The organism is Fictibacillus sp. 26RED30 (assembly GCF_015903845.1).
Classification (GTDB): domain Bacteria; phylum Bacillota; class Bacilli; order Bacillales; family Fictibacillaceae; genus Fictibacillus; species Fictibacillus phosphorivorans.
In genome coordinates, this window is sequence record NZ_JACZDV010000001.1 from 1,508,491 (window position 1) to 1,521,221 (window position 12,731).

At 39.9% G+C, this 12,731-nt stretch carries 13 protein-coding genes and 2 riboswitches; of the genes, 8 read left to right on the plus strand and 5 right to left on the minus strand.

Annotation, left to right across the window (positions count from 1 at the left end):
- Positions 1-14 precede the first annotated feature (14 nt).
- From gntK to IHV11_RS07795, 5 genes are all read right to left on the minus strand, one after another.
- A complete protein-coding gene (gene gntK / locus IHV11_RS07775; protein ID WP_197194949.1) occupies positions 15-1,553 on the minus strand; it encodes a gluconokinase in 1,539 nt (512 codons plus the stop codon).
- Between the two features lie 43 nt (positions 1,554-1,596).
- On the minus strand, positions 1,597-2,328 hold the full coding sequence (locus IHV11_RS07780) for a GntR family transcriptional regulator (protein WP_197194261.1): 732 nt from the start codon (positions 2,326-2,328) through the stop codon (positions 1,597-1,599).
- Between the two features lie 195 nt (positions 2,329-2,523).
- Positions 2,524-3,312, minus strand: a complete 789-nt coding sequence (locus tag IHV11_RS07785; RefSeq protein WP_197194262.1) for a polysaccharide deacetylase family protein — start codon at positions 3,310-3,312, stop codon at positions 2,524-2,526.
- A gap of 187 nt (positions 3,313-3,499) precedes the next feature.
- A complete protein-coding gene (locus IHV11_RS07790) occupies positions 3,500-4,813 on the minus strand; it encodes a homocysteine synthase (RefSeq protein ID WP_197194263.1) in 1,314 nt (437 codons plus the stop codon).
- 116 nt (positions 4,814-4,929) lie between these two features.
- Positions 4,930-5,034, minus strand: a riboswitch (SAM riboswitch).
- A gap of 42 nt (positions 5,035-5,076) precedes the next feature.
- Positions 5,077-5,976 carry a sulfite exporter TauE/SafE family protein gene (locus IHV11_RS07795; RefSeq protein WP_197194264.1) on the minus strand — a complete coding sequence of 300 codons (900 nt, stop codon included), beginning with the start codon at positions 5,974-5,976 and terminating at the stop codon, positions 5,077-5,079.
- Positions 5,977-6,188: 212 nt separating this feature from the next.
- A riboswitch (SAM riboswitch) is annotated at positions 6,189-6,293 on the plus strand.
- A 252-nt stretch (positions 6,294-6,545) separates the two neighbouring features.
- Between IHV11_RS07795 and IHV11_RS21180 the strand changes: the two genes are divergently transcribed.
- The 8 genes from IHV11_RS21180 to IHV11_RS07835 all read left to right on the plus strand — a co-directional run bounded on the left by IHV11_RS21180 (position 6,546) and on the right by IHV11_RS07835 (position 12,720).
- Positions 6,546-6,689 (plus strand): YezD family protein, encoded by a 144-nt coding sequence (locus IHV11_RS21180; protein ID WP_286166257.1) that lies wholly within the window; start codon positions 6,546-6,548, stop codon positions 6,687-6,689.
- A 95-nt stretch (positions 6,690-6,784) separates the two neighbouring features.
- Positions 6,785-7,492, plus strand: a complete 708-nt coding sequence (locus IHV11_RS07805) for a phosphoadenylyl-sulfate reductase (protein WP_197194265.1) — start codon at positions 6,785-6,787, stop codon at positions 7,490-7,492.
- 26 nt (positions 7,493-7,518) lie between these two features.
- Positions 7,519-8,715 carry a sulfate adenylyltransferase gene (gene sat, locus IHV11_RS07810; protein ID WP_197194266.1) on the plus strand — a complete coding sequence of 399 codons (1,197 nt, stop codon included), beginning with the start codon at positions 7,519-7,521 and terminating at the stop codon, positions 8,713-8,715.
- Positions 8,681-9,280, plus strand: a complete 600-nt coding sequence (gene cysC / locus IHV11_RS07815; RefSeq protein ID WP_197194267.1) for an adenylyl-sulfate kinase — start codon at positions 8,681-8,683, stop codon at positions 9,278-9,280. The genes sat and cysC overlap by 35 nt, the downstream gene beginning before the upstream one ends.
- A 24-nt stretch (positions 9,281-9,304) precedes the next feature.
- Positions 9,305-10,933: a nitrite/sulfite reductase gene (locus tag IHV11_RS07820; protein ID WP_197194268.1), complete on the plus strand. Its 1,629-nt coding sequence runs from the start codon at positions 9,305-9,307 to the stop codon at positions 10,931-10,933.
- A 14-nt stretch (positions 10,934-10,947) separates the two neighbouring features.
- A complete protein-coding gene (locus tag IHV11_RS07825; protein WP_197194269.1) occupies positions 10,948-11,169 on the plus strand; it encodes a DUF3906 family protein in 222 nt (73 codons plus the stop codon).
- Between the two features lie 12 nt (positions 11,170-11,181).
- On the plus strand, positions 11,182-11,967 hold the full coding sequence (cobA, locus tag IHV11_RS07830; protein WP_197194270.1) for a uroporphyrinogen-III C-methyltransferase: 786 nt from the start codon (positions 11,182-11,184) through the stop codon (positions 11,965-11,967).
- Complete coding sequence (locus IHV11_RS07835) at positions 11,968-12,720, plus strand: sirohydrochlorin chelatase (RefSeq protein WP_197194271.1); 753 nt, start codon at positions 11,968-11,970, stop codon at positions 12,718-12,720.
- The last annotated feature ends 11 nt before the right edge of the window (positions 12,721-12,731 follow it).

Here is a 12,731-nt window from a genome sequence, read left to right on the forward strand (position 1 = left end):
AGATCCCCCTGATATTAATTTTCTCTAGTGATTAAACTTCTTTGATACGCTGCAATACGTGAATAATCTTCTTCTAGTTTTCTAGATAGACTGATAAAGATGGGTAACAATTCTCTATATTCTTTAACCGCTTCTTGATTTGGAGTGTGATTGTGAGTACTTCCAATCATATCTGAAGCCGCTTCAAACGATTCTATTTTTCCTGTTGCATATAACCCTAGAATACATGCACCTAAACAAGAACTTTCGTAAACCTCTGGCACCGCTACCTCTGTATCAAAAATGTCTGACATCATCTGACGCCATGTTTCTGATCGAGCAAAGCCTCCAGTCGCTTGGATTCGGCTTACAGGTTTATCCATACATTCAATCAATGCTAGATACACGGTATAAAGGTTATAGATCACTCCTTCAAGTGCGGCTCTAATCATATGTTCTTTCTTATGAGACAACGTTAGACCGAAGAATGATCCTCGAACATCTGAATTCCAAAGTGGAGCACGTTCACCAGCGAGATAAGGGTGAAACAGTAAACCATCAGCTCCAGGTCGCACACGTTCTGCTATCTTAGTTAAAATTTCATAAGGATCTATTCCTAGACGCTTTGCTGTTTCAAGTTCTGAAGCTGCGAATTCATCTCGTATCCAGCGCAGGACAACACCGCCGTTGTTAACTGGCCCACCGATGACCCAGTGATTCTCTGTTAGTGCGTAGCAAAAAATTCTGCCTTTCTCATCAGTCTTTGGCTGATCAATGATTGTACGTATCGCCCCACTCGTACCAATAGTTACGGCTATTTCGCCTTTACCGATCGCATCTACACCCAGGTTTGACAGCACGCCATCACTTGCTCCAATAATAAATGCTGTTTTCGGTTCGATTCCGATCTGCTTGGCTATATCTTGATGACAATCATTGAAGATCGTTGTTGTAGGGACTAGGGTTGATAATTGATTACGATTAATTCCTGCGACACGTAAAGATTCTTCATCCCAATCCAGCTTTTTCAGATTCATCATCCCCATCGCTGAGGCTAGAGAATGATCAACAACATATTCGTTAAATAGGCGCTGAAAGATGAATTCTTTAATCCCTATATATTTTTTTGCTCTTGCTGCGATTTCAGGCTGATCATTTACAATCCAAGCGATTTTACTTAATGGACTCATCGGATGGATAGGAGTGCCTGTTCGTTTATAAATCTCATGTCCGTTACATTGTGTTTTTATTTTTCGTGCAAAAGCTTCACTGCGATTATCTGCCCAAGTGATACAAGGTGTTAAGGGCTGATCATCTTCATCCATTGCAATCACGCTGTGCATGGCACTGCTAAATGAAATGAACGAAATAGCGCTGGATGGAATAGAAGAACGTTCGATAACATTTGTAAGGGTTTGCAAAACCGTTCGGAAAATTTCTTCTGGATCTTGTACCGCTGTAGAAATATCAGGCGTGTGAAGCGGGTACCCAATGTTTTCTTGTGAAAGAATTTCACCGTTTTCATTAAACAACACTGCTTTAGTACTTGTAGTTCCGATGTCGACTCCTACCATATAGCTTTTTCTATGTTGTGAACCGTCGATATCCATCATTTATTTACTCCTTTTCTTGCTCCCATGCTTTCGATAGCATTTGTTGTGACATCCATAAATCATCTACTTTTCCTTGAACATCATCAAAATTTTGGTGCAGCGATTGAATCATAATTTCTCTATTTTTTGATGAAATCGCATCAATATAGAGTTCATGGTTTTTCATGATTCGAGAAAGGTCATCGTACTTTTCATTGAAATGCATGCGCATGGATAATAAGATGAAGCTTTCCATAACTGGTTTAGTATTGTTCCAGATCATCGTGATGTACGAATGGTTGATAGAACGAATAATTGTTTCATGAAACAAGACATCCTGAAGAGCGAACTCATCAGCATCTTTGTACTTAATTGCAATCTGCATCATCTCAAAAATTTTTGTAAGTTCTTTAACAACGTGAGCCGTGTCGTTTTTAACAAGTCGTTCAAACACGAACGTCTCAATAAGAAGTCGAACATCATAAATTTCTTCAATTTCTTTTTCAGTTAAGCCGACCACAACTGCACCCATTCGCTCTAAACGAATTAAGTTTTCATTCGATAGAACCTTAAGTGCTTCTCGTATAGGAGAGCGGCTTACATTATACTCAGCAGCTAATTTATTTTCAGAAAGAGTGGTACCGCTTTCAATGAGTCCCGAGATAATCCTCATTCTTAGTTCACATGCGACACGTTCCCCAGTAGAAGCTTTGGAAAGCCACTTTTCAGGATAAAGAAATTCCATAGAATCGTTCAACTTAATAACCTCCTTTTGTAGAACGAGTATACTTGTATACAAGTAGTATTATAGTACAGTGATTATAAAATGCAAGCGCTTTTATTTAATGTTAAAAACAAATAGTGAGCAAGCGTCTGAACAAAGTGAGCAGTAGGGAGGTTTAAATAAAAAAGAAAAGAACAATATAATCATAAAATTTGTTCTTTTCACTCTTTATTCGATTAATAACGGGGCTTCTTCTTTCTTCACTTCAGTTTCGTGGAACTCATTGTATCGTGGGTGCATTTTTAATAGTTCATCAACCGTTACAATTTCATAACCCATTTCCTTAAGCTTAGGAAGGATAATCTTTAATGCAGCAACCGTTTGACTGCGATTACCGCCAGAATCATGCAAAAGGATAATATCTCCGTTTTTTAAATTCGTTAGGATGTGTCTGGCGATCCTTTCAGATCCTGGATTTGTCCAATCACGGGGATCTTGATGCCAAGACCATAGGATAACTTTGTATCCTTCTTTTTTTAAGACTTTTAAACTGTTCTCTGTAACAGTTCCGCCTGGAGGTCGAAACAATTTTATGTAATCTGAATGATGAGCAGGATCGAGAAGGTGCTCGGTCTTTCTTGTTTCAACCACAACTTTATGCCTTGAAATGGTGTGGAAACTAGGGTGATTATACGTATGGTTGCCGATTTCATGTCCTTCTTTTAGCTCTCTTTTCACGATTTCTGGATACTTCTCAACCCGCTTTCCAATAAGAAAGAATGTTGCATGAACACCTTCCTTTTTAAGAACATCTAAGATCTGAGTGGTGTATACGGGGTCTGGTCCATCGTCAAATGTAATCGCAACTTGTTTCTTTTTTGAAGGGACTTCCCAGATTACATCTCCATATTTCTCTACTTCAAAACGATTTACTACACCTGCATTGACTTTTGGTCCGAAAAAAAGAATGTGACATAAAAACATGGAAACAATCATTTTTACAATGGTAGACATCATGAGCCCTCATTCTAAAATTTGTTACCAATAGTATTTGTAAGGAGAAACTGATTTATGACAAAGCTGTATCTGTATACAAGTTTGTTCATAAAGCTGATTTCCGTCTAAGGTGCTCGCTAACAGGAGAAGAGTCTTGGCAACAAAAAAGCTGCTCAAAGGATTTCTTGAACAGCTTAATCGTTGTAATCTACAATCCACTTGGAGAAAGTGAGATCGCTTTTAATGCGTGATCTAAGTCATATATTAGATCATCTACTGTTTCAATTCCGATCGAAAGACGGATTAGTTCTGGACTTACGCCTGATTTTCTTTGTTCTTCTTCAGAGAGTTGTTGATGAGTGGTGCTAGCTGGATGGATGATCAATGATTTTGAATCTCCCACGTTTGCCAGGTGAGAGAAGATGCTAACATTTTCGATCAACTTTTTACCTTCGTCTACACCGCCTTTAACCCCGAATGTTAAAATTGCACCCGCGCCTTTAGGGAGGTATTTTTGGGCAAGTTCATAGTAAGGGCTGCTTGGAAGCCCTGCGTAATTTACCCAATCGACCGATGGATGACTCTCTAGGAACTTCGCTACTTTCAATGTATTTTCAACATGACGTTCTATACGAAGAGCAAGTGTTTCCAATCCTTGAATAAATAGAAAGGAGTTGAACGGTGCGATAGACGAACCTAGATCTCGAAGCAGCTGAACACGTGCTTTTAGAATATAAGCAAGTGGACCAAATGCATCCGTATACACAATTCCTTTATAACTTGAATCTGGCTCAGTCAAGCCTGGGAATTTCCCATTGCTCCAATCAAATTTTCCAGAATCGACGATAACTCCACCTACTGAAGTACCATGTCCTCCGATGAACTTTGTTGCAGAATGAACAACGATATCCGCTCCATGTTCGATCGGGCGACAAAGGTAAGGCGTAGCCAACGTATTATCTACAATAAGAGGAACTCCTGCGTCATGTGCGATGTCAGCAATCGCTTGAATGTCGGCTACATCGATTTTTGGATTCCCGATGGTCTCAATGTATACGGCTTTTGTTTTTTCTGTAATAGCGTCTTTAAACGATTGAAGATTATCAATTTCAGCGAATTGTGTCTGGATGCCGAGCTTGGGGAGAGTGACAGAGAACAGGTTATACGTTCCACCATATAGAGAGGTGGAAGCGACGATTTCATCACCAGAGCCAGCGATATTGAATATAGCATTTGTAATGGCAGCCTGGCCGGAAGCAAGAGCAAGAGCACCAACACCACCTTCAAGTTTTGCAATGGTCTGTTCAAACGCATCTTGCGTTGGATTCATCAAACGCGTATATATGTTTCCGAACTCTTTTAGGGCAAATAAGTTCGCTGCGTGCTCTGTTGAATTGAATTGATAGGAAGTGGTCTGGTAGATCGGAACAGCACGAGCTCCTGTAGTCGGATCAACTTTTTGACCTTCATGTAAAGAAATCGTTTCAAACCCATACTGTCTTTTTGCATTTTGATCAGTCATTTTCAAATCTCTCCTCAACGTCATTTTTTTGTATCCAATCGCATTCAGTTTCAACTTATCCCAGAAAAAAAGACCTCTTCCAAAAGAAGAGGTCCCGATGATTTCACCCGATCGAAGTCTCATCTTTCAGAACATTCATTGTTCTGCTGAAATTAGCACCATGCGTTTCCGCTGGTTGCCGGGCATCATAGGGTCAGTCCCTCAGCCTCTCTGGATAAGAAGATTTGAATATTGAATTAAGATTTATAATACATAGGTCATTCTCAATAGTCAACTGAATTTTTTAAAAATTCCGGATTTTTATTTTCTGAATTGCTTTTTACCGCATAGATAATCCCTACTGCCCAAAAAGCAACAAGAACAAAGTAGATCGAAAACAACATGTTATGTGAAACGCCTAGAGTATGAAGAAGGGTGCGGGTATTGGTGATAATAATTAATCCACCAACTAGTACCCCTAATATGTGAGAAGGAATGAGACGAACTAGCCATGCAGCAATAGGAGCCGCAATCACTCCTCCTAGCATCAATGCACCAACCCATAGCCATTCAACTTGTTCCCAGCCGAGTGCGATGAAAAATCCAATTGAAGCAGATACAGCTACAGCAAATTCGCTAGTATCTACAGAACCGATTACCTTCCTGGTTTTCATGTCTTGTTTTGCCATTAGGACTGGAGTGGTGACCGGACCCCAGCCTCCTCCACCTGTAGCATCTAAAAAACCAGCTACTAATCCAAGTGGAATAAGCTGTTTCTTTGTAAAAGGTTTACCATTTACTTTCGCTTTCTTCTCTCCAAGTTTAAACAGAAAACGATATAAGATATATATACCGAGGATAATTAAAAAGATAGAGATATACGGCTTTATTAGATCTCCAGGAAGGTTGCTTAAAAAACAAGCACCTACAAATGCTCCGATCGAACCCGGCAAAATTAATCGAGTAACAACTTGCCGATCAACATTTCCGAATTTAATGTGTGAAGCGCCGGATGCGGCAGTGGTTACGACTTCGGCAAGATGTACGGACGCAGATGCAGCTGCAGGAGCAATTCCAGCTACTAAGAGCAAAGATGTAGATGTAACCCCATAAGCCATACCGAGTGATCCATCAATTAACTGTGCAAAAAGACCAATTAGAGCTAATACAATCAACTTTTTCATACTTTTCCTCCTCAAAATAAAAAGGCCCTTAACAAGTAGTGTTAAGAGCCTTCGGTTTTCCGATCAGCGATACGGATTAAATTTTAGTTATTACTATATGATTCAAAAACATAAAAAGTCAACTGTTTGTTTAATTTTTTTTAAAAATAGAAAAATGAAAAAATAGGTCTTGATATCCACTTCAGATATGTTATGATTTTATAAAATTTAAACTCTTATCCAGAGTGGTGAAGGGAACTGGCCCGATGAAACCCGGCAACCTGCGTTTGTAAGGTGCTAACTCCAGCAGAATGTATTTACATTTTGGAAGATAAGGTAATATGTTTACCTCCACTATCTTTCCGAAATGGGAAGGTTTTTTTATTGTTGTTTTCATATTCATTGTTGCTTTTGAAAGAGTTGATTTCCGTTGCAGATACTCGCTTTCCGTGGGGCAGGCGGTGAGCCACAGGAGTATCGCATCTTCCACTTCAATCAAAAGTCAAAGAAGAAAAAAGTAAGACTTAGAAAACAACAATTTTAGGAAAGAGCCTTTAAAAGATATGAATGTTAGAAAGGGAGGCAGTGGAGTGGCGAACGAAAATAGTGCAAACGATTTTCTTCCTCAGCTTCAACAAATGCTGAGCAGTATTAAATTTGGATCAATCACTTTAGTCGTTCAAGATGGAAAAGTGATACAGCTTGAAAAGAACGAGAAGGTAAGAATTAAATAATTCGCTGACTAGAAAACTAGAGGCGGTTTTAACGAATGGGCAAAGCCCTAAAAACGTTAAAGCCGCTTTTTTTATGGCGAAAAGGGGGTAGCAGATTGTTAACGTACGAAACATGGGACGAAAAAACCCGTGATTTTGATAGTGAAAACCCCACAAAAGGCGCGCTGCATGCTTTGAAGTGGGCTTATGAAACGTATGAAGATGATCTGGTTTATGCGTGCAGCTTCGGAATTGAAGGAAGCGTCTTAGTGGATCTTGTTCATCAAGTAAAGCCGGATGCTCAAATTGTTTTCCTTGATACCCATCTGCATTTTCTAGAAACGTATGAAGTGATTGAAGAAGCGAAGAAAAGATATCCTTCTCTTCGCATCAAATTGAAAACACCGGCTTTATCTCTTGAAGAACAGGCGAGTAAGCACGGTGAAGAGCTTTGGAAATTAAATCCTAATCAATGCTGCACGATTCGAAAAGTGATTCCTTTAGAAGAAGAACTAAACGGAGTAACAGCCTGGCTTTCAGGTCTACGCCGTGAACAGTCACCTACCCGCCAGAACACGCAATTTGTTAATCGGGACGGGCGATTTAAAAGCATCAAGATTTGTCCGCTCATTCATTGGACGTGGAAGGATATATGGCGGTATGCACATAAACATGACTTGCCGTATAACAAACTACACGACAATGGGTATCCAAGTATAGGCTGCGAGCCATGTACACAGGCAGCTGTTAACGCAGACGACCTTCGTGCCGGTCGATGGTCAGGTACAGGAAAACTAGAATGTGGGCTTCACGAGAATAAATAGAGAAATACTAGGAGGAGAGAGACTTTATGAGTACGATTCAACCACATGGAGGGCAATTAATCACTCAGTTCCTGCCTGATACACCACATCACAACCTTAAAAAAGAAATTATTCTTGATGCAACTGCACTCAGCGATCTTGAATTGATCGCGATTGGAGCTTATAGTCCTTTAACAGGATTTTTAAACCAAAAAGATTATCAATCCGTTGTCCACGATATAAGGCTCAGCGATGGAACGGTTTGGAGCTTGCCCATCACGTTACCGGTAGATTCTGATACAGCATCAACACTTATAAGAGGTGAAGAAGTTCGTTTAACATACGATGGTGTAACCTACGGGATTCTTAAAGTAGGTGATGTTTATACTCCTGTTAAACAAATTGAAGCAGAGCGAGTTTATAAGACATCCGACCAAAATCATCCAGGAGTTAAGAAGCTGTTCGAACGACATTCTGTTTATGTAGGTGGCGAGATTACACTAGTTAGACGTATTAAGAAAAATTTGTTTCAAGAGTATCATCTCGATCCGAGTGAAACGAGAAAACGATTTAACGAACTAGGTTGGAGCACCATAGTAGGTTTTCAAACGAGAAATCCCGTTCACCGTGCTCATGAATATATTCAAAAAGCCGCACTTGAAATTGTAGACGGACTCTTCTTAAACCCGCTCGTAGGGGAAACAAAGTCTGATGATATACCAGCTGATGTTCGAATGGAAAGCTATCATGTTCTTCTAAAAAACTATTATCCTATCGACCGCGTGTTTCTTGCTGTATTTCCTGCAGCGATGAGATATGCAGGTCCTCGTGAAGCCATTTTTCATGCGATCGTCAGAAAAAATTACGGCTGCACACACTTTATCGTAGGTCGTGATCATGCTGGCGTAGGAAATTATTACGGAACGTATGAAGCACAAGAGATCTTTTCACAGTTTACAGAAGATGAGATCGGCATCCAAACGTTGTTTTTTGAACATAGCTTTTATTGCAATAAATGCGAAGGTATGGCTTCTTCGAAAACATGTCCACACCCAACGGAAGAACATGTCATCTTATCTGGAACTAAGGTAAGAGAGCTTCTTCGTAATGGAGAACTTCCACCTAGTACGTTCAGCCGAAAAGAAGTAGTAGAGGTATTAATAAATGGACTAAATCGAAATGATGCAAATCATAGAATAGGAGATTCAAATGAGCAATCCGCACAATATCATTTGGCACGATAGTTCAATTTCAAAAGAAGCAAGACGAAAACAAAACAACCATTCAAGTTTTGTACTTTGGTTTACAGGACTTTCAGGATCAGGAAAATCAACGGTAGCTAATGCATTGGCGCAAAAGCTGTATGATCAAAACATAAGAAACTATGTATTGGATGGAGATAACATTCGAAACGGATTAAACCGCGATCTTTCATTCTCTGATGATGATCGAAGTGAAAACATACGACGCATTTCTGAAGTATCAAAGCTTTTTGTAGATAACGGAACGGTCGTACTTACAGCTTTTATCTCTCCCTTTATACAAGATCGGGAAATGGCGAAAAGAATCGTTTCAGAAGAGGAATTTATAGAAATTTTCGTTTCATGTCCGATTGAAGAATGTGAAAAAAGAGATCCAAAAGGTTTATATAGCAAAGCGAGAAAAGGTGAAATTCCTGACTTTACTGGAATTGATTCACCTTATGAAGAACCAATTTCACCAGATTTCACCATATATACTAACGAACAAAGCGTTTCTGAGATTGTAGAGAGCATCTTAAATCTTCTGGAAAAAAGGAAGCTGATTTAACTAAATAAAAAGGAGAATGAGAGAATGGCATATCAAAAGACGTGGGCAGAAAATCCGAAGATTAATAAGACCGAACAAAAAAAGCTCGTAAAAGACGGCTTAAAAATATTTGAAGATATTCCTTATTACGCAGAAAATGGCTTCTCCTCTATCCCGAAAGAAGAATGGGATAGTTTCAAGTGGGCAGGACTCTATTTGCAGCGTCCTAAAGAAGATGGCTATTTTATGATGAGAGTCAATGTTCCATCTGGCATTTTAAGTTATGAACAAGTAAAAGCATTGGCTCATATTTGCAAAGATTACGGAAGAGACGTATTCGATATCACGACACGACAGGCCATTCAATTTCACTGGCTGACGATTGAACAGTTTCCAGATATCTTTAATCGGTTAGAAGCAGTTGGGTTGTCGAGCGCAGGTGCATGCGGGGACATTACGCGAAACATCATGGGGAACCCAATCGCGGGCATCGATCCACACGAACTCTTCGATACCACTGAAATTGTAAAGGAAGTTTATGAGTTCTTTCAGCATAATGAAGATTTCTCTAATTTGCCGAGAAAATACAAAATGTCCATTAGTTCAAATGTGAACAATAGTGCCCATGCTGAGATCAACTGTGTGGCCTTTACTCCAGCTTTTAAGGAAATAGAAGATAAAGAGATTCCTGGCTTTCACATAAAGATAGGCGGCGGTCTTTCATCTAGACCATTCTTAGCACAGCCCCTTGATGTGTTTATTGAGCCGCATCAGGTCAAAGAAGTTTCGATCGCAATTACTACGATTTTCCGTGACTACGGTTATCGGGAAAAACGGCACCTTGCACGCCTGAAATTCTTAATGGCAGATTGGGGACCAGATAAATTCAAAGAAAAGCTATTAGAATATACCGGACCGCTTCACTCTAAAGGAAGAGATGCTCTTAAAACATGGAACGGCGGTTACTTCTATGGTGTTCATCCTCAAAAGCAAGACGGATTAAGTTATATCGGCTTTAACGTACCTGTTGGTCGACTTCATGCTGATGAAGTTTTAGAGCTTGCTGAAATTGCTAAGAACTACGGAAACGGTGAAATTCGAACGGTGAATTCTCAAAACTTAATTATTCCGAATGTGAAACACGAAAACGTCGACTTGCTTTTAAAAGAAGGCATTTTCAAACGCATTACTACTCAGCCTCTTTCTTTTATAGGACATTCCGTCTCTTGTACAGGGATCGAGTACTGCAACTTAGCACTCGTTGAAACGAAAGAAAGGATGCGTAAAATTGCTGAGAACCTTGATCAAAAAATAGCACTCGATGTTCCCGTTCGCATTCATATGGTAGGTTGCCCTAACTCTTGCGGACAGCGTCAGATCGCTGATATTGGTCTTCAAGGTGTATTGTTAAAAACGAAAGAGAAGAAGATGGTTCAAGCCTTTGAGATTTATGTGGGTGGCACACTTGATGATGGAGGAAAGTTTAATGAAAAGCTAAAAGGAAAGTTTCATGCAGATTCACTTGACGAGGTACTTTTACGATTCCTTACTGGATTTAAAGAAAAGAAACTTCCATCCGAAAGCTTTTTTGACTATATAGACCGAATGGGACTTCAACAGCTTCAAATAGAACTGGACCGAATCGCAGAAGAGTTAGAAGAAAAAGTCTCATAAAAGGGGGTCTTTCTATGTATTTATACCGTTTTGAAGTGATTTTGAAATCAGAGGTTATTCCTGTTGTGATAGCCGCTTCAACAGACGAACAGGCTTTTCAGTTGGTTGACATCGAGCTCGAGAAGTACTTTTTGAAACAGCCTGAAGTTGATGAGATCTCTCTTTATGAAAAGAAACGTATTCGTACAGGGAACGGATTTGTGCTCTATGAACGTGAAACAATATTAAATTCTTAAGGAGTGATGATGATGGGAAAAGTGTATCTTGTCGGAGCTGGTCCGGGAGATCCAGGGTTGATAACCGTAAAAGGTTTGCGTTGTATACAGGAAGCGGATGTCATTTTATATGATCGATTAGTAAACAAAGAACTGCTCTCTTATGCAAAAAACGATTGCGATTTAATTTATTGCGGTAAACTGCCAAACTACCATTTCATGAAGCAAGAGACGATCAACAGTTTCTTAGTTAAACACGCTCAGAAAGGAAAAGTAGTAACTCGCCTAAAAGGTGGCGATCCCTTCGTGTTTGGAAGAGGAGGAGAAGAAGCAGAAACACTTGCCAGAAGTCGCATACCGTTTGAGGTCATTCCAGGGATAACATCAGGGATTGCAGCACCAGCTTATGCGGGCATACCTGTTACACATCGAAACATCGCTTCAAGCTATGCAGTCGTTACAGGTCATCGCAAAAAAGGCGAAGAAGATGAACTGAAATGGGAAAGTCTAGCGAACGGTATTGATACGTTAGCGATCTATATGGGAGTGGGCAACCTAGGTTATATTTGCGAACAGTTAACGAAAAACGGAAAAAGTAAAGAAACACCCGTTGCTCTCGTTCAATGGGGTTCCTTAGAAAGTCAACGAACCGTTACAGGTACACTCGATACGATTGAAGATATTGTGGTTAGAGAACATATTGAGAATCCCAGTATGATCATTGTTGGTGAGGTCGTTCGTCTTCGCAGTGAACTGAAATGGTTTGAACAGCTGAACGATGAACGGAATAAGCTTGCTGACGTTAGAGAGGCATTGTAAATGAAGGCATTGCTCTTTATCTGTCACGGTACAAGATTGGAAAAAGGACGTATGGAAGCAGAAGAATTTGTGAGACTCTGTATGGCTCAAGTTGATGTGTCCATTAAGGAGATTTGTTTTCTAGAGCTTAGTGAACCCTCTATCGCTCAAGGGTTTGAAACCTGTATAGAAAAAGGAGCAACAAGCATCTCTGTCATTCCTGTGTTCTTATTAAGTGCGAACCATATAAAAAAAGACATACCGAAAGAACTTCAGCAACTGCAGGCTACATATCCAGAAGTTGAAGTGAATTACGGACGCCCTTTCGGTGTACATGAAGCCATTTCCCATTTGTTATGGGAGAAGATCATCAAAAGCGCAGTTACGTTAAGAAAAAATTCACATGTCCTTCTAGTGGGCAGAGGTAGCACCGATCAAGATGTAAAGCGGGACCTAGAAGCAATAGCATCTAACGTTCAAAATCATTATGGAATTCCTAGTATTCAAGCTTGTTTTCTAACTGGTTCAGAACCAAGCTTTGAGGAAGCACTCTGGAGTAGTAGCGAATCATATGAGCAGGTTATCGTTGTGCCTTATCTTCTATTTTCAGGACTATTAATAAATGGGATGAAACATACGATAACTCGCTATCAGCAGCAGACCACACAAAACGTAGCTCTTTGTGACACCCTTGGCTACCATCCTATCCTTAAAGACGTTTTACTCACGCGTATCCATGAAACACTTGAAACAAAGAAGTATGCATGTTCTTAAAAAGAGAGGAA

Coding starts and splice junctions, on each gene's coding strand:
- gntK (WP_197194949.1), bottom strand. CDS start 1,553: ATGGTAGGAGTCGACATCGGAACTACAAGTACTAAAGCAGTGTTGTTT.
- IHV11_RS07785 (WP_197194262.1), bottom strand. CDS start 3,312: ATGATGTCTACCATTGTAAAAATGATTGTTTCCATGTTTTTATGTCAC.
- IHV11_RS07790 (WP_197194263.1), bottom strand. CDS start 4,813: ATGACTGATCAAAATGCAAAAAGACAGTATGGGTTTGAAACGATTTCT.
- IHV11_RS07795 (WP_197194264.1), bottom strand. CDS start 5,976: ATGAAAAAGTTGATTGTATTAGCTCTAATTGGTCTTTTTGCACAGTTA.
- sat (WP_197194266.1), top strand. CDS start 7,519: ATGAGTACGATTCAACCACATGGAGGGCAATTAATCACTCAGTTCCTG.
- cysC (WP_197194267.1), top strand. CDS start 8,681: ATGAGCAATCCGCACAATATCATTTGGCACGATAGTTCAATTTCAAAA.
- IHV11_RS07820 (WP_197194268.1), top strand. CDS start 9,305: ATGGCATATCAAAAGACGTGGGCAGAAAATCCGAAGATTAATAAGACC.
- IHV11_RS07825 (WP_197194269.1), top strand. CDS start 10,948: ATGTATTTATACCGTTTTGAAGTGATTTTGAAATCAGAGGTTATTCCT.
- cobA (WP_197194270.1), top strand. CDS start 11,182: ATGGGAAAAGTGTATCTTGTCGGAGCTGGTCCGGGAGATCCAGGGTTG.
- IHV11_RS07835 (WP_197194271.1), top strand. CDS start 11,968: ATGAAGGCATTGCTCTTTATCTGTCACGGTACAAGATTGGAAAAAGGA.